Source organism: Rhodococcus sp. T7 (genome assembly GCF_009872365.1).
Classification (GTDB): Bacteria; Actinomycetota; Actinomycetes; order Mycobacteriales; family Mycobacteriaceae; genus Rhodococcus_F.
On sequence record NZ_WXYH01000049.1, the window covers coordinates 1 to 16,831 of the forward strand.

Consider the following 16,831-nt stretch of genomic DNA (forward strand, 5'->3'; position numbering starts at 1 on the left):
ATTGGAGGTACGGAACAGTCGTTTCCGGGTGCAGGGGTGCGCGTGCAGAATTCGAAATCGACACCGACGACCGTGCCCGGGCTACGGGTCTACCGGCCCGAATCGCCCGCGGCGCGGATGGCGCTCGTCGGCGCCACCGTCGTGGTCGGGCTCGTGCTCATGTGGATGGCCGGACGGTCGGGTCCCGTCCGCACGTCGATGGTGGCGGCCGGGATCGCCGTCCTGCTCGTCGCCCGGGGATTGCACCTGCGACGGCCCGTCACCCTGACGCATGCGGCCGCGGCGGTGCTGATCGTGGCGGCCTCGGATGCGGCGTATTCGAGCGCACATTCGACTCCGGGGTTCCTGCTCCTCGTGGCCACCGGGCCCGTCCTGATGCTGCCGGTGCGAAGTGTGCCGCAGCCCGAGGACCGGGCCCGAGTCTTCGCACTGATCCAGCAGACCACGAACGACCCGTTGTCGCCGTTCGCCCTCAATTCGGCGAAGTCGTACTACTTCAACGCGTCCGGCACCGCGGCGATCGCCTACCGGGCCCGGTCCGGGATCGCCGTCGTTTCCGGTGATCCCATCGGCAACCCGCTGGAATTCGGCGCGCTCCTCGACGAGTTCGACGAGTTCGCGGCCGAACGGGGTTGGCGCGTCGCGGTGCTCGGTGCGGGGGAGCGGGTCACGCGGCTGTGGGAGATCGGCGGCGACACCCGAAAGCCGTTGACGGCGGTCCCGATCGGCCGCGACGTGGTGATCGACGTCGGATCCTTCACCCTGCACGGCAGGAAGTTCCGCAACCTCCGGCAGGCGGTGCAGCGCACCCGGAACGCCGGGCTCACCACCGAGATCGTCCCCGAAGCCGCGCTCGACGAACCGACGCGCCGGGAACTCACCGACATCGTCGACGACGCCCGCGCCGGACATCAGCGCCGCGGATTCTCGATGATCCTCGACCACCTGCTGGACGGCACACTCCCCGGTGTTCTTCTCGTGGTCGCCCGCGATTCGAGCGGTCGCGCCGTCGCATTCCAGCGATACGGCACCGCCGATTCCGCCCGCGAACTGAGCCTCGACGTGCCGTGGCGCGGTGACGGCGCACCGAACGGCACCGACGAACGCATGACCGTCGACGTCATCCGGTACGCCGAGCGGACCGGGCGCACGCTCCGTCTCGCTGTCGTTCGCCGCGTTCCCCGAACTCCTCGACCCCCACGCACCCGGTGCGGGTGCCCGACTCTTCCGCCGACTCCTGCACCTCGGCGACGCGTTGATCGCGCTCGAGTCGCTGTACCGCTACCTCGGCAAGTTCCATGCGACGGGGAACCGGCGCTACGTGCTCCTGCGCTTCCGCTACCTGCTGCCCGTGGCGTTCGCGTGCCTGACGTTCGAGTTCGTGCCGCACCGGGAACGGGACTGACGCGCGGGTTCTAGAAGTCGAAGTTCTTCTCGTTCGTCGCCGTGAGCGCGTCGACGACGGCCGCGAGATCGGTCTTGGAGACGTCCGTGGTGTCTTCCTTCGGCGTCGATCGTGTCGCCTTGTCCGGTCGGGTCTGGCTCTTGCCGGGCCGTTCGTCCGTCATCTGTGCACCTTCGCGATAGGCAGAGCCGGGCAGGTTACCCACGAGTACACCGTCAGGCGCGCGTCTCCGCAACCCGGCGGGGTCCTGATGTGACGCGGTCCACGCAGAGCCAGCTATCGACTGGCTATTCAGCCGGGTGGGATTGCGGCGACAGGTGCTCGTGGACGGCGATCCACCCCGAGCCTTCGCGGTGCCGGAACATGATCGTCTCGCGTTCGTCGAGTTCGACCGTCCCGGACGAGTCCCGCACGGTGGTGCCCACCCGGTGCGTCAGCACCGCGACCTCCGGGGCCGGGAAGGTGACGTTCTGCTCGCTGGAACGGCACGCCAGGACGCGGAACCCGTCCGACTCCCATTCGGTCCACAGGTCGCGGTAGGCATCGCGACTCGGTAGCGGCACCGGGTGCGTGTAGAAGACGAACGTCGCGTCCGGGCTGAACGACGAGAAGTAGGCGGTCGTGTCGTGTTCGCCGAACGCCCGGATCAGTGCGTCGATCGTGTGCTGGAGGTCGGCGGTGTTCGTGTCAGCCATGAGCGTGGGTCTCCTCGAGCGCCAGTGCGGCTTCGCTGTCTTCGATGAACCGTTCCTCGGTGCCGAGGTCGAGCGAGCGGGACAGGGCCCAGTACGCGATCCCGGACACCGCGAGTCCGACCGTGAACGCGACGTCGACGTCACCGAGGGCCGCGGCGATCGGCCCGACGTAGAACGGCAGCACCATGAACGGAACGGACGCGACGATGCCGGCGAAGAAGGCGGTCATACCCCGCCACGACCACATGCCGTACAACCCGTCGGGCGTGAACAGGTCGGTGATGGCGTAGTGCCCGCGGCGCACGAAGAAGAAGTCGGTCAGATTGACGGCGGTCCAGGGCACGAGGAGATACAGCATGATGAGCAGCGTCGTGTTCAGGACGGTCGTCGAATCGGTGAACAGCAGGCTCAGTACCAGCCAGATCGCCGCCAGCGCGAGCACGGTCACCACCCGGATCCGGCGGGAGGGGGTGACCTTCCGGAAGGAGTCGATGCCGGTGATCACGGTCAGCATGCCGCTGTACGCGTTCAGGCCCATGGTGGCCACCAGCACGAGCGTCGCGACGAGTGCGAGCACACTGCCGAGGAACGGGACCACCGAGTTGCCCGCGTCGTGGATCCCGGCAAGTGCATCCGTGGCTCCCAGTCGGGTGGCCATCCACGCGCCCACCGGGATCAACCAGACCGGCGACGCGGACGCGCCGAGGAACACCGCCGACACGATCGCCGACGTCCGGGTGTTGCGCGGCGGGTACCGCGAGTAGTCCGACACGTACGGCGCGTAGGTGATGTTGTACGAGGCCGCGACGCTGAACTGCGCGATGAACGCCAGCAGAGTGAACCCGCCCGTCGCGGCGCCCGCGTCGCCGCCGGCGTGCCCGAACACGACGCCCCATGTGAGTACGGCCCACAGCGGCAACGACAGCCAGAACAGCACACGGAACGACAGGTGCAGCAGATCGTGGCCGAAGATCGCGAGCAGGGTCGCGACCGCGGTGATGACGACGGCGACGACGGCCGCGTTCCACCCGAAGATGCTGTGCAGTCCGGTCTTGATGATGACGACGTCGACGACGTTGAAGCCGACGTACGTGAACAACGTCCCGATCAGGGCGAGGACCACACCGCGATACCCGAACTGCGCGCGCGACTGCACCATCTGGGGGAGTCCGAGGACCGGCCCCTGTGACGCGTGGAACGCCATGAACAACGTGCCGAAGAAGATGCCGAGAATGCCCGCGACGACCGTCCAGCCCAGCGACAGGCCGAGGGCCGGGCCGACGAAGCCGATGGCCACCGTGAAGGGCTGGAAGTTTCCGACGAACCAGAAGGGGCCCTGGTCGCGGACCTTTCCGTGGCGTTCGTCCTCGGGGACATAGTCGATCGAGCGGGTCTCGATGGTGCCACCGAGGGTCGCGGCGGTGTCGCCGGAGTGATCTGTCACTGAAACTCCTAGAAGGTGCGTGGCTCTGATCACTACTCTGCGCACTGCACCCCGCCCGCACCAGAGGCGAGATGTACAGTTCGTCTATTACGGTTGGGCAATACGCACAAGGGGTTGCCGGTGATCACCGTCCAGGACGTCCTGTCCGCCCCCACTTTGCGGCTCACGTCGATGAGCGGGACGGCGGGGGTGAACAACCCCATCACCGCGGCCCACGTCTCCGAGTTGACGCGGCCGCGGGACTGGCTGCAGGGCGGCGAGTTGCTGATGACCGTCGGCCTCATGCTCCCGACCACCGAGTCCGGGTGCCGGGACTACGTGCGGGACTGCGTCGCGGGTGGGGTCGCCGCACTGTGTCTCGGCCTGGGCCACGGGCTGCCCTATCAGGCGCCACCGGCGCCGCTCGTCGCGGCGGCGCGGAAATTCGGCGTCCCGCTGCTCATCGCCCCCGACTCGGTGCCGTTCATCGCCATCACCAAGTGGATCTTCTCCCGGATCGCCGAGGAGGAGAAGCGCGCGCTCGAGGACGCCATCGAACTCAGCTATCAGCTCACCGCGGTCGCGGCCGGACCGTCGCCGCTGAGCGGACTGCTCGGCACGTGGCGTTCCGTCAGCGGCTCACTCTGCGCGGTGCTCGACGCGTCCGGCGGGGTCGTCCAGCTCTCCGACGGCGTCGATGCGGCGTTCCTGGAGGACGCCCGGTATCAGGTCGGTCGCTACACCACCCGCGCGAAGGGCTGGACCGCGTTCGGCGGCGCCGGCAGGGGGGAACTCGAACTGCACCCCGTGCGCATCGAGAACCCGCTCGCCTTCGTGGTGCTCGAACGGTCGGCCGACAGCGCGCTACGTCACGCGTCGAATGTTCTCGTCTCGCTGCTGTCGCTCGAACTCGAACGCCGGCACGTGGCGGGCGAACCGGAGCGCCAGCGGCGGGCGGCGGCGCTGGCGCAACTGCTCCGGCCCGGCCTCCGGCGGGAGCGCGCACATCAGATCGCTGCCGGCATCGGGCTGTCGCGGGACCCGCTGCAGATCGCCGTGGTGCGCTCCACTCCCGAGGCGGTGGCCGACCTGACCGCCCGGATCGGTTCTGCCCTTCCGGATTCCGTCCTGAGGCAGCGCAATTCGGACATCGAGATCGCGCATCCCGAGTCCGCCGGGCTCGCGGAACGACTGTCCGGCGTCGCCGAGGGATGCGCGATCGGGATCGGCGCACTGGTTCCCGTCGACGCGCTGGCGGTGTCGGCCATGCAGGCGCGATCGCTCGTCGCCGTCAGTGCGCGACTCGGCCGGGCCGTCGACGCCAAGGAAGGGGAGACTGTCCAGTTGCTGCTGCGCCTCGGCTCGGCCGACGTGCTCAGCGGCTTCTCCACCGCCGTCCTAGCACCCCTCGATCAGCTCGAGCCGCGCGAACGCGTCGAACTCCAGAGAACCCTCGAGGAATGGCTGCGCGCCAACGGGGCATGGGACCCCGCGGCGGCCGCCCTCTCCGTGCACCGCAACACCGTCCGGAACCGGATCGACAAGATCGCGGCGCTGACCGGGCGGAACCTCGACCAGGCCGACGACCGCATGGAACTGTGGCTGGCGCTCAAGGCCAGGGCGGTGACCCCGTCGACCGACGAACCCGACTGACGGTCACGCCCGGACCAGGATCTTCACCGCCGTGTCGTTGTGCTCGATCAACGTGGTCAGCCCCTCGGAGACCAGGTTGTCGAGTTCGATCCGGCCCGTGATGAACGGGGCCAGGTCGATCACCCCGCTGCGGACCATCTCGATCACCGCCTCGTGGTCGCGGACGTAGGCGATGGTGCCGCGCAGGTCGATCTCCTTGAGGACGAGTTTCTGCATGTCGACCGTCGCGGGCTTGCCCCAGATCGACACGTTCACCACCACGGCCGCGGGGCGGACGGCGTCGAGGATGGTGTCGAGGACGGCGTTCACCCCCGCGCACTCGAACCCGAGATCGGCGCCGACGCCGCCGGTCAACTCGAGCACCCGGGCCTTCACGTCCTCCGACGACGGGTCGACGACGTGATCGGCGACCCCGCTGGACAGCGCCTTCTGCTTCCGGGCGTCGCTGAGTTCGGTGACGATCGTGGTGACACCCAGACCCTTCAGGACCGCGGCGACCAGGAGTCCGATCGGCCCGGCACCGCCGACCAGTGCGACGTCGCCGGCCTCGGCCCCGCTGCGGACGACCGCATGATGCGCGACGCTGAGCGGTTCGATGAGGGCCGCCTCGTCGAGCGGGATGTCGCCGATCTTGTGCACCCACCGGCGGTCGACCACCACCTTCTCGCTGAGTCCGCCTCCGCCACCGGCCAATCCGATGAACCCCATCTTCGTGCACAGGTGATAGTTGCCCGCTTTGCAGGACGCGCACTCGTTGCACACGAAGTACGGCTCAACCACCACGTTGTCGCCCACCGCGATATCGGTGACGCCCTCACCGACCTCCTCCACCGTCCCGGAGAACTCGTGGCCCATCGTCACCGGCGCGTTCTCGTGCGACAGCGGATGCGGATGCCCCGGCGGGGAGATGAAGATCGGGCCCTCCAGGTACTCGTGCAGGTCGGTGCCGCAGATGCCGCACCACCCGACCCGGAGTTTCACGGCGCCGGGCCGCAATTCCGGTTCGGGGATGTCGTCGATCCGGATGTCGCGTCGTCCGTGGAACCGTGCTGCTCTCATGGATCCGCCCTCACCTCGTTGTGAACGTGCTGATGGGCCGAACGGTACGACGCCGCCACGCGGCCGGGAAGGGTTGCAGTGCGTTGCAATCCGACGACGACTGTGTGACGTTCACCGGCGGATAGCTGGTTTGGCCGGATCTGCGGGTACCTTCGAGAGGAAAGACTGGTTCGATCTGGGGGAGTGAGGCATGGCACGCATACGCACGGCGGCTGAAGCTGAAATCAATGCCGCCGAGCAGATGCAGAAGCTCGGTTACGGCGACGCGACAGCGCTACTCGGCGGCACGGACGGCGGCATCGACGTCTACTCGTCGCGCGCGTACGCGCAGGTGAAGTGGCGCGGCGGCAGCGCAGGCAAATCGGATCTCGAGAACCTCTACGGCACCCGCGGAACCAGCCACGCCCGGAAACTCCTGTACTTCTCCGGCCCCGGATACACGGACGAGGCCGTCGACTACGCGGACGCCGTGGGCATCGCCCTGTTCCGGTGCGAACCCGACGGTGAAACCCCGCCGCTCGGTGCCCACGCCCCGAAACTGGTGACCGCCGCGCGTAACTCGACGGTTGCGGTGGCCCCGTCCCCGCCGCCCCCACCCGAGCCCGAGTCGCCGGCGCGCATCGTCGCCCGCAACGCATGGGCGATGGTCGCGGGCTTCTTCGGCGCGCACTGGCAACTCCTCGGCGCCGTCCTCTGCACGATCGTCCTCATGATCGCCCCCTTCGGCGAAGGGAACGTCGGGCTCCGGGTCTTCGCGACCATCCTCGCCGTCGTCGGCGCACCGGTGTTCTGGCTCCTCTTCGTCCAGCGCCGGGGCGCGTCGCGCAGATAGTTCGACTCCGCAAATGCGAGAACACCACCGTCGGTAAATACCGGCGGTGGTGTTTTCGTTGTGGATTCGGGAGGCGGGTCAGTTCGCGGTCGGCAGCGACTTCAGCGATGTGACGGTGGCGACGCAGGCCCGTGCGGCCTCGGCGCCCTTCTTGACGAAGTGCTCGCCGAAGTAGGTGAGGTGCTCGTCGTGCTCGTGGAAGTGGTGCGGGGTAAGCACAACCGAGAACACCGGCACATCGGTGTCGAGTTGCACCCGCATGAGGCCGTCGATCACCGCGGTCGCGACGAACTCGTGCCGGTAGATGCCGCCGTCCACGACGAGCGCGGCCGCGACGACGGCGTCGTAACGCCCCGTGAGGGCGAGGCGGCGTGCGTGCAGCGGGATCTCGAACGCGCCCGGCACCTCGAAGAAGTCCAGGTCGTCCTTCGAATAGCCCAGCGTGGTCACCTCGTCGGTGAAGCCGTCGCGTGCGCGGTCGACGATGTTGCGGTGCCACGTGGCCTGGATGAACGCGATTCGTCCCTGACTCTCACTCATGGTCTGAAACTACTGCACCGGTCCTAGCGGTGTGAACGGGGCAGTGCCGTCGACCGGCCCCACCCGGAGTCGTCGGTGAGGTGCTCGAGCAGCGGCTGAATCCGGTACGGCAGCGGACTCGTCAGCGCGATGGTCGTCGTCGAATGCGTGATGCCGGGCAGGTTCGCGATCTTCTCCAGCAACTTCTGCAGCTCCGCGTGCGTGGACGTGGCCACCCGCACCAGCAGGTCCTCCCGGCCCGTGGTCGCGTGGATCTCGATGACCTCCGGCAGGTCGACGAGCCGGTTGCCGACGGCGGTCAGCTTGCCCTGTTCGAGTTCCAGCCCGACGAACGCCTGGATGGGAATGCCGACCTCGGCGAGGTCGAGGTTGGGGCGGAAGCCGGTGAGCAGGCCGCTGGTCTCCATGCGCTTCATCCGGGACTGGACGGTGTTGCGGGCGACGCCCAGCGAGTTGGCGAGTTCGGCCACGCTCATGCGTGAGTCCTGGCCGAGCAGTCCGAGCAACTGCACGTCGAGCTTGTCGATGCTGAGCACTTTGGGTACCTCCGGGAAGTGACCACCGTCACCTGTTGTGTGAAGTGATCAGTTGATCCGATTTGCGTTGACCAAATCATAGAGCAGATACAGGATCAAGCTCACGAAATGCTCAACGCGACGGATCGGGAATCGCAATGACTCAGCTAGACGACGCTCGCACCAGTGCAGCATCCTTTGATCTCGCCGACCGATACCGGGCCGACTCCGGTCCGGTGTTGATGACCGGTGTCCAGGCCATTGCCCGCCAGCTGGTGGAGCAGCACGAACGCGACCGCCGCGCGGGCCTGAACGTCGCAACGTTCGTCTCCGGCTACCAGGGCAGCCCCCTCGCCGGCCTCGACCGCACCATCGCCGCCATCCCCACGCTGAGCACCGACCACGACGTGAAGTTCGTGCCCGGCATGAACGAGGAACTCGCCGCGACGTCCGTCTGGGGCAGCCAGGTGGACCTCCCGCAGGGCGAGCGCACCCACGACGGCGTCGTCGGCGTCTGGTACGGCAAGGGTCCCGGCCTCGACCGCGCCAGCGACTCCATCCGGCACGCCGCGATGTACGGCGCCAACGCCCGCGGCGGCGTCCTCGTCCTCGTGGGCGACGACCCCAACGCCAAGTCCTCCACCATCCCCTGCGCCAGCGAACGGTCCATGGCCGCGATGGGCATGCCCGTGTTCTTCCCGCGCAACGCCGAAGAGGTCATCACGTTCGGCCTCTACGGGGTGGCGCTGTCGCGGATCTCCGGCTGCTGGTCGGGCATGAAGATCGTCGCCGACGTCGCCGACGGCCTGTGGACCCTCGACCGCGACTTCGCCGGCCTCGACATCGTGCTCCCCGAGATCGAGTGGAACGGCAAGCCGTGGTCGTACCGGCAGCGCGTGCTCGCGTCCCCGCCCGACAGCGTCTACGCCGAGGCCGACCTCTACGGACCGCGCTGGGCGATGGTCGAGGCGTTCAACGCCGCCAACGACATCGACGCGATCGAGGTCAACCCGCGCACCGCGTGGCTGGGCATCGCCGCCGTCGGCACCGCGTACGACTCGCTGCGCCAGGCCCTGCTCGACCTCGGACTCGGCGACTCCCAGCTCGAGGACGCCGGCATCCGCATCCTCCGGGTCGGCATGCCCTACCCGCTGGGCGCCGACAAGGTTCGCGAACTCGCCGACGGCGTCGAGCAGGTCCTCGTCGTCGAGGAGAAGATGCCGTTCGTCGAGTCCCAGCTCAAGGACATCCTCTACGGCGGCGCCAGCGCACCCGCCGTGCTGGGCAAGAAGAACACGCCGGGCAAGAACCTGATCCCCGTCGACGGTGAACTGACCGCCGCCCGGCTCACCGGACCGCTGCGACGCGTCCTGAAGGACCGGGTCGCGCTGACCCCGGCCCCGCCGCCGCGCCTCGAACTGACCGTCCTCCCGACGTCGCGCACCCCGTACTTCTGCTCCGGTTGCCCGCACAACCGCTCCACCGCGGTGCCCGAGGGATCGATCGCGGGCGGCGGCATCGGCTGCCACACCCTCGTCACGATGTCCGGCCGCACCGACAGCGCCGTCACGATGCTCACCCAGATGGGCGGCGAGGGCGCGCAGTGGATCGGGCAGGCCCCGTTCAGCGACGTCAAGCACATGTTCCAGAACGTCGGCGACGGCACCTACTTCCACTCCGGCCAGCTCGCCGTGCAGGCGTGCGTCGCGGCCGGCGTCAACATCACGTACAAGGTGCTGTACAACTCCGCGGTCGCGATGACCGGCGCCCAGGACGCCGAGGCCGGGCTGACCGTGCCGCAGCTGACCCACAAGCTGGCGTCCGAGGGCGTCAAGCAGATCATCGTCTGCGCCGAGGACCCCAAGCGGCACAAGGGCGCCCACTTCGCCGCCAACACGCTGCTGTGGGACCGCACCCGGCTCGACGAGGCCCAGCGCGTCCTGCGCGACATCGAAGGCGTCACCGTCCTCATCTTCGACCAGCAGTGCGCCGCCGAGGCCCGCCGCAAGCGCAAGCGCGGCAAGCTGCCCGCCCGCCGCACCCGCGTCGTCATCAACGAGGCCGTCTGCGAGGGCTGCGGCGACTGCGGCGTCAAGTCGAACTGCCTGTCCGTGCAGCCCGTCGACACCGAGTTCGGCCGCAAGACCAAGATCGACCAGACCAGCTGCAACACCGACTACTCCTGCCTCGAGGGCGACTGCCCGTCGTTCGTGACGGTCGAACTGCCCGAGGAAGGCGCGCCGAAGACGCTGCGCGAGATCCCGGTTCCGCCGGAGGTCGGCGACCCCGATCCCGCCGTGTGGACCGGAACCCACAACCTGTTCATGGCCGGCGTCGGTGGTACCGGCATCGTCACGGTCAACCAGGTGCTGGGCATGGCCGCGCTGCGCGCCGGGCTGCACGTCGAGGGACTCGACCAGACCGGCCTCAGCCAGAAGGCCGGACCCGTCACGTCGCACCTGCGGCTCAGCGACCAGAAGACGCGGTCGGGAAGCTCGGCACCGTCCAACCGGATCAGCCCCGCCACCGCCGACTGCGTCCTCGCGTTCGACCTGCTGACCGCCGCCGACGCCAAGTACGCCGGGTTCGGCAGCTCCGACCGCACCATCACCGTCGCGTCGACGAGCCAGACCCCGACCGGCGACATGGTCTACGACCCCGCCGTCCGCTACCCCGACGAGGACAAGCTGCTCGAGCGTCTCGACGTCTCGGCCCGCGAACTCACCGCGATCGACGGGCTCGCCGCCGCCACCGCACTGTTCGGCAGCACCGCCGCCGCCAACTTCCTGCTGGTCGGCGCCGCCTACCAGGCAGGCGGGCTGCCCGTCCCCGCCCGGTTCATCGAGGAAGCCCTCGAGATCAACGGTGTCGCCGTCGAGTCCAACAAGGCCGCATTCCACTGGGGACGCGTCGCCGTCGCCGACCGGGCCGCGTTCCTCGCCGCCACCAGTTCCGCCGCCGTGCCGCAGCGCAGCGACACCGTCGTCCCGGCCCACCTGTTCGCCGGGTCCACCCTCGACGGCGCGACCCGCGAGCTCACCGAACGCCGGGCCGCGAACCTCGTCGCCTTCCAGGGTGACCGCGTCGCCGCCCGCTACATCGCCCTGGTGCAGCAGGCGTGGGACGCCGAGCGCGCACTGGGCGACCGGACCGAGTTCAGCGAGGCCGTCGCCGCCGGGCTGCACAAGCTCACCGCGTACAAGGACGAGTACGAAGTGGCCCGGATGCTCACCGACCAGGCGTTCCTCGACGCCGCCGCAGGCGAGGTCCCCGGCGCGGGCAAGCTCACCTACAAGCTGCACCCGCCGGTCCTCAAGGCCATGGGTCGCAAGACCAAGATCGGATTCGGCCCCCGCTCGCACGTCGCGCTCAAGACCCTCGCCAAGGCGAAGTTCCTGCGCGGCACCGCGTTCGACCCGTTCGGCTACGCCAAGGTCCGTCGTCTCGAGCGTCAACTGCTCGCGCACTACGAAGCCACCGTCGCCGGCCTGATCGCCGACCTCACCGCCGACACCTACGACACCGCCACGCTGATCGCCGCGACTCCCGACCTCGTCCGGGGCTACGAGGACGTCAAGCTGCGCAACGTCACCGTCTACCTCCAGCGTCTCGCCGAACTCGGCGTCGACACCTCCACCATCACCATCGCCACCCTTTCGGAAAGGTCCTGAGAAGACATGACTCTCACCGCGGAACGTCACGCCACCGCACCGCTCCAGAACGCCGGAGTGTTCGAACGGACCGATTTCCCCACCGACACCGCGCACGAGCAGGTGACGTTCTTCCAGGACCCCGCCACCGGACTCAAGGCGATCGTCGCGATCCACGACACCACCCTCGGACCGGCGCTCGGCGGCACCCGCTTCTACCCCTACGCCGACGAGGCCGCCGCGCTCAAGGACGTCCTGCGGCTGTCGCGGGGGATGACCTACAAGTCGGCGATCGCCGGAGTCGACCTCGGTGGCGGCAAGGCCGTCATCATCGGCGACCCCGCCACCGCCAAGTCGGAGGCGCTGCTCGAGGCGTACGCCCGCTTCGTGCAGACGCTCGGCGGGCGGTACATCACCGCCGGTGACGTGGGCACCAACTCCGACGACCTCGACGTGATGGGCCGCGCCACCGACTACGTCGTCGGACGCAACACCGCCGCAGGCGGGTCCGGCGACAGCGCCCCGATGACCGCCCTCGGCGTGTTCCAGGGCATGCGCGCCGGCGCCCAGGAGAAGTGGGGCACCGCGAGCCTCGCCGGCCGCGTCGTCGGGGTCGAGGGCGTCGGGAAGGTCGGCTACCAGCTGATCAAGCTGCTGCTCGCCGACGGCGCCTCGGTGGTCGCCACCGACGTCAACGCCGCCGCACTCGACCGCGTGGCCACCGACTTCCCCGACGTCAAGATCGCGTCCAGCGTCATCGACCAGGAACTCGACGTCTACGCACCCTGCGCGATGGGCGCCACCCTCACCGACGAGTCCGTCGCCGCGATCACCGCCCAGGTGATCTGCGGGGCCGCGAACAACCAGCTCGCCCACCCGATCGTCGAGCACGACCTCGGTGACCGCGGCATCACGTGGGTCCCCGACTACGTCGCCAACGGCGGTGGGCTCATCCAGGTCGCCGGTGAGCGGCTCGGAACGTCCGCCGACGACGTCCGCGCGCAGGTCGAGAAGATCTTCGCCACCGTCGTGCAGATCCTCGACGTCGCGAAGCGGGACGGCATCCTCGCCGGCGCCGCAGCCGACGCCGTCGCCGAGGCCCGGATCGCGGCAGCGAAGTAGGCGCTTCGCGCTCGTGCGCCTTTTTGGTTGCTCCCACAACCAGAAAGGCGCACGGGCGCGAAGCGCCTAGGCTCTCCCTCATGGAAACCGAGTTCGTCCGCTGGACCGAGGACGGCACCGAGCATTCGGCGGTGTGGCGGTCCACCAGCGGGGCGGCGCCCCCGAAGAAGATCAGGGTCGCCGACGACTCGATGACCGCCGACGAGGCCTACCGACTGGCGTGCGAGGGGACGGCGCTGCTGTGGCGCGGTGATTTCCACAACGCCCGCCAGCTCGGCACGGCCGTCGCCGCCCGCACCGACCGCAAGGCCCGCAAGACGTCCACGGACCCGGCCACCGCGTTTCATCTGCACCGGCAGACGCAGTCGCGGCGGGCGGGCATCCTCGGGATGCTGCTGGTGCCGTTCGACGCCGACCAGACCGTTCCGTTGCGCCGCGCCCCCGACGTGCGGCAGGCGGTGCTCGCGGCGTACGGGCCGACGGACCAGCCGACGGTCACCACGCTGCGGGATCTGCTCGGCGCGATCGGCGCCCACGAGTGGCAGAAGAAGGGCGTCGAGATCCCCGCCCTCGGCGCGCGCATCCATCCCGGCTACGGCGTGTTCTCACCGATTCGCGGCGAATACGTCGACCTGGTTGCCGACACCCCGCTCCCGTCGCTCGCGAAAGCGTTCGACATCGGCACCGGCACCGGTGTGCTGGCGGCCGTCCTCGCGCACCGCGGCGTCGAGAAGGTGATCGCGACCGAACTCGACGCGAACGCGCTGGCCTGCGCGCGGGCGAATCTGGACCGGCTCGGCTACGCCGATCGGGTGCAGGTGGTGGAAACGGACCTGTTCCCCGACGGCCGGGCGCCGCTGGTCGTGTGCAACCCGCCGTGGATCCCGGCCCGGCCCACCTCGCCCATCGAATACGCGATCTACGACCCGGACAGCCGGATGCTCCGCGGATTCCTCGCCGGCCTGGCCGAGCACCTCGAACCCGGGGGAGAGGGCTGGCTCATCCTGTCCGACATCGCCGAGCACCTCGGACTGCGGACCCGCGACGAATTGCTGACCCTGATCGACGACGCCGGCCTCATCGTCCTCGGACGGCGGGACGTGGCGCCCCGGCACGGCAAGGTCGCCGACCGCTCGGATGCGTTGCACGCCGCCCGCAAGCGGGAAGTGACGTCGCTGTGGCGGCTCGGCGCGCAGGACTGACGGGCACATGGCGACTCACTTCGCCGAACCCAGCCCGACCATCGACCCCGACGTCATATTTGAGAACAACGATGGGCGCCTTGCGGATACAGCGGACCCCGGTTAATGTGTCCAGTTCCCGAAGTGGCTCGTCAACGAACCCATTTCCACGGCTTGTCCCAGAGCCCGGGCGGCGGCACGAACGGTAGTTGGCCCAACTGTCCCGGCGGTGGGAAGAACGGTAGCTGGCCCAACTGTCCCGGCGGTGGGAAGAACGGTAGCTGGCCCAACTGTCCCGGCGGTGGGAAGAATGGCTGCTTCGCCGGTTGTCCTGGCGGTGGGCCCAAGTCGGGTACCGAGATGCCGGGTATCGGCGGTGGCCACGGATCAGCATTGGCCGGACCGGCGCCGAGTCCCAGTGTGGTGAAACCCAGCACACCGGCGACCAGGGCACGCGCCGCACTCGTTTTCAGATTCATCGTGACTCCTTCGGCGTCTGCTCGACCACTGGCTGTGGTGGGCAGACCACCGGTATGCACGCTTTCAGTGTGCGCCTGTGCGCATTTGTGTGGGTTACGGATGCGATTGTTGCGAAGTGGCGGCACCACCGCGCTTCAGGAGCCTCAGCCGAGCGCGAAACCGAGCTGCCCGAGTCGGGGTGCTTGTGCGCGCTCGACGATTCCCTGGACTAGTCAACCACTCACGGGTGCGGAGCGCGGAGGCGTGGCCTGACGGCCTTGTGCGCCTTTGTGGTTGCTGCCGCTACCAGAAAGGCGCACAGGCGTCAGCGCTTTTCTGGGTCGCTCTGTCCGGTCGACTTCATCTTCTTCTCGGCGCGCTTCTCCTTCAGCGACTTGCCGGACTTCTTCGACATGGAATTGCGGGGCGATTTGTCAGCCATGGACCATCCCTGAATGCGGAACCTGGACGGCTCCGATGGAGCCGACAGTACGCCACATCCCGGGAAACCCGGACCGATCGTCGAAAGGTCGGCTACTGGGACGACGGATCGTCGAACAGCGTCTGCTCCTCGGGGTTGTTGAACAGTCCCATCTGCTCGGGCCGCGGCTTGGTGTCGGGGGCGTTCTCCGGCGGCGGCAGTACGACGGTCCGGAGGGCGTTGCGCAGGGTGCGGACGACGCGCTCCCAGTGCTCCACCGACGCGTCGTCCGTGTCCCGTAACCGGGACAGCCACGCGGTGCCGGTGTCGAGAAGGGCGAGGATCCGGTCGCGGTCGTGACCGCACACGTCGGCGACGACGGCGGGGTCGGTGTCGCCACCGCACCCGGGATCGAGATGGAACAGCGTCTGGAGTTCCTTCGGCAGATCGGTCGTCGACGTCCCGTTCTCGGTGTGGGGTGCCGACGCCGTTTCGTTTTCCTCGTCGGGTCCGGAGTCCCGGTTGAAGAACAGTTCGCCGCCGAACCGCGCCGCGAAGTCGCTGTCGACGGTGCGCAGGAAATCGGCGAACGACTTGCAGCTGTCCGTGAGGTGCTGGGGGACGAACGGGTTGCCCGACACCTCCAGGAACGCCGACAACCGGTCGTCGACCAGCACGAACTTGATCCGCGACCAGGTGCGGTTGAGGTCGGCGGTGACCTCGGCCGCCCGGGTGCGGTCGCTGATGTCGTGCACCAGCGGTGCAAACAGTTGCACGTCGACGGTGTCGGCGAGCGGCCCGACGAACAGGATGGTGTTGCCCATCCGGATCGGGACGTCGCCGTCGGGGTCGCGTTCGGGCAGCAGCCCGAGCATCGGCACCAGCGAGAGCGTGATCAGCTCGTGCAGGTGCTCGACGTCCCGTGGGACCACGGCGGCCGCGGGGTCGAGTTGCGCGACCAGCGGCGGCCGCACCGCAATCGGGTCGAACGTCGCCTCGGGATCGGTGCTCGACGTCTCGGTACTCAGGAACGCGGGATGCGTGATACCCCAGACGTCGCGGAACGCGGCCACCGCCATCGCGGCCAGCTGATCCGACCACGACAGTTTCTTGTCCACGTAGAACGCGGGAGAGCCGTCGTCCGGTTCGTCTTCCGGGCCGCGGGTCGGACGGTTCCAGCCCAGCTCGGTGAGGTACGTCTGCTCGGCCTCGGTCAGCGCGCGGTCGGGGTGCAGGTAGTGGTTCGACGGCACCTCGCAGCGCACCGTGTCGCCGTCCCACACGACGAACTGGATGCACGGCATCAGCCCCTGGGATTCGTCGAGTTCCTCGAATCCCGATTCGAGCACCAGAAGGTCCTCGTCCTGCATCGCCGCCAGATAGTCCGCGAGGCGCCGCTGGAACTCCGCCCAGTCGCGGTTCACGCTCGAATCCAGATCGAAGTCCTGCATGTCTGCTCCGTCCGGGTCGGCCACGAGTCACCTACTTCCGCTGTATACGGTAGCGGCGATCGCCGACACCGCAGCGCAGGAGGGGGTGCGGGGCTCAGACGGGATGACCGGCCGCGATCCGTCCGGTCAGCCGGGTGACGGCGTCGAGAAGGTCCCACGACGTGCCCGGTTCCACCGCCACCGCGGTGTCGCCCCACACGAGATATCTGCCGTCGCCCTCGATGTCACGCCACGCCAGACCGCCGGCGGGGCGCGGCGAGTGCCGCGCGCCTCGGACGACGGTGACGACGCCCCGACCCCCCGCCGGCCGGGCGGGGGTCCGCGCGGCCCCCCCCCCCCCGGGCCCCGCCGCAGCCCCGGCCGCCCCCACCCCCCCCCCCCGGCCCCCGTCGGGGTGGGGGAGGTGGGCGGCCAACTGCCCGCCG

Annotated in this window: 13 protein-coding genes and 1 pseudogene; 6 read left to right on the top strand and 8 right to left on the bottom strand. The window is 68.9% G+C overall.

Going from position 1 to position 16,831, the window contains the following annotated elements; translation table 11 throughout:
• Positions 1–36 precede the first annotated feature (36 nt).
• Positions 37–1,405 (top strand): annotated as a pseudogene (locus tag MLGJGCBP_RS07285) (bifunctional lysylphosphatidylglycerol flippase/synthetase MprF).
• A 10-nt stretch (positions 1,406–1,415) separates the two neighbouring features.
• Here the strand turns inward: MLGJGCBP_RS07285 and MLGJGCBP_RS50370 are convergent.
• The 3 genes from MLGJGCBP_RS50370 to MLGJGCBP_RS07295 all read right to left on the bottom strand — a co-directional run bounded on the left by MLGJGCBP_RS50370 (position 1,416) and on the right by MLGJGCBP_RS07295 (position 3,544).
• Positions 1,416–1,568, bottom strand: coding sequence for a hypothetical protein (locus tag MLGJGCBP_RS50370; RefSeq protein ID WP_201452991.1), 153 nt, complete (start codon positions 1,566–1,568; stop codon positions 1,416–1,418).
• Positions 1,569–1,692: 124 nt separating this feature from the next.
• Positions 1,693–2,100, bottom strand: coding sequence for a YybH family protein (locus tag MLGJGCBP_RS07290; protein WP_160094615.1), 408 nt, complete (start codon positions 2,098–2,100; stop codon positions 1,693–1,695).
• Positions 2,093–3,544 (bottom strand): purine-cytosine permease family protein, encoded by a 1,452-nt coding sequence (locus MLGJGCBP_RS07295; RefSeq protein WP_160094616.1) that lies wholly within the window; start codon positions 3,542–3,544, stop codon positions 2,093–2,095. Before MLGJGCBP_RS07295 ends, MLGJGCBP_RS07290 begins: the two co-directional genes overlap by 8 nt.
• A 120-nt stretch (positions 3,545–3,664) precedes the next feature.
• Between MLGJGCBP_RS07295 and MLGJGCBP_RS07300 the strand changes: the two genes are divergently transcribed.
• On the top strand, positions 3,665–5,176 hold the full coding sequence (locus MLGJGCBP_RS07300; protein WP_160094617.1) for a PucR family transcriptional regulator: 1,512 nt from the start codon (positions 3,665–3,667) through the stop codon (positions 5,174–5,176).
• 3 nt (positions 5,177–5,179) lie between these two features.
• Here the strand turns inward: MLGJGCBP_RS07300 and MLGJGCBP_RS07305 are convergent, their stop codons facing one another.
• Positions 5,180–6,235, bottom strand: coding sequence for a 2,3-butanediol dehydrogenase (locus MLGJGCBP_RS07305; protein WP_160094618.1), 1,056 nt, complete (start codon positions 6,233–6,235; stop codon positions 5,180–5,182).
• 190 nt (positions 6,236–6,425) lie between these two features.
• On the opposite strand from MLGJGCBP_RS07305, the gene MLGJGCBP_RS07310 reads away from it, so the two are divergent.
• Positions 6,426–7,067 carry a restriction endonuclease gene (locus MLGJGCBP_RS07310; RefSeq protein ID WP_160094619.1) on the top strand — a complete coding sequence of 214 codons (642 nt, stop codon included), beginning with the start codon at positions 6,426–6,428 and terminating at the stop codon, positions 7,065–7,067.
• A 78-nt stretch (positions 7,068–7,145) separates the two neighbouring features.
• On the opposite strand, the gene MLGJGCBP_RS07315 is transcribed toward MLGJGCBP_RS07310, so the two are convergent.
• A complete protein-coding gene (locus MLGJGCBP_RS07315) occupies positions 7,146–7,607 on the bottom strand; it encodes a 6,7-dimethyl-8-ribityllumazine synthase (protein WP_087557879.1) in 462 nt (153 codons plus the stop codon).
• 23 nt (positions 7,608–7,630) lie between these two features.
• On the bottom strand, positions 7,631–8,143 hold the full coding sequence (locus MLGJGCBP_RS07320) for an Lrp/AsnC family transcriptional regulator (RefSeq protein WP_072945874.1): 513 nt from the start codon (positions 8,141–8,143) through the stop codon (positions 7,631–7,633).
• A 137-nt stretch (positions 8,144–8,280) separates the two neighbouring features.
• On the opposite strand from MLGJGCBP_RS07320, the gene MLGJGCBP_RS07325 reads away from it, so the two are divergent.
• From MLGJGCBP_RS07325 to MLGJGCBP_RS07335, 3 genes are all read left to right on the top strand, one after another.
• Complete coding sequence (locus MLGJGCBP_RS07325) at positions 8,281–11,793, top strand: indolepyruvate ferredoxin oxidoreductase family protein (RefSeq protein WP_160094620.1); 3,513 nt, start codon at positions 8,281–8,283, stop codon at positions 11,791–11,793.
• A 6-nt stretch (positions 11,794–11,799) separates the two neighbouring features.
• On the top strand, positions 11,800–12,894 hold the full coding sequence (locus MLGJGCBP_RS07330) for a Glu/Leu/Phe/Val dehydrogenase dimerization domain-containing protein (RefSeq protein WP_160094621.1): 1,095 nt from the start codon (positions 11,800–11,802) through the stop codon (positions 12,892–12,894).
• Between the two features lie 80 nt (positions 12,895–12,974).
• Positions 12,975–14,096: a methyltransferase gene (locus MLGJGCBP_RS07335; protein ID WP_160094622.1), complete on the top strand. Its 1,122-nt coding sequence runs from the start codon at positions 12,975–12,977 to the stop codon at positions 14,094–14,096.
• 131 nt (positions 14,097–14,227) lie between these two features.
• Here MLGJGCBP_RS07335 and MLGJGCBP_RS07340 read toward each other — a convergent pair whose 3' ends face one another.
• Together MLGJGCBP_RS07340 and MLGJGCBP_RS07345 are read right to left on the bottom strand one after the other, a co-directional pair.
• Complete coding sequence (locus MLGJGCBP_RS07340; RefSeq protein WP_160094623.1) at positions 14,228–14,554, bottom strand: hypothetical protein; 327 nt, start codon at positions 14,552–14,554, stop codon at positions 14,228–14,230.
• 514 nt (positions 14,555–15,068) lie between these two features.
• Positions 15,069–16,430, bottom strand: a complete 1,362-nt coding sequence (locus MLGJGCBP_RS07345; RefSeq protein ID WP_160094624.1) for a T3SS (YopN, CesT) and YbjN peptide-binding chaperone 1 — start codon at positions 16,428–16,430, stop codon at positions 15,069–15,071.
• Between the last annotated feature and the right edge of the window lie 401 nt (positions 16,431–16,831).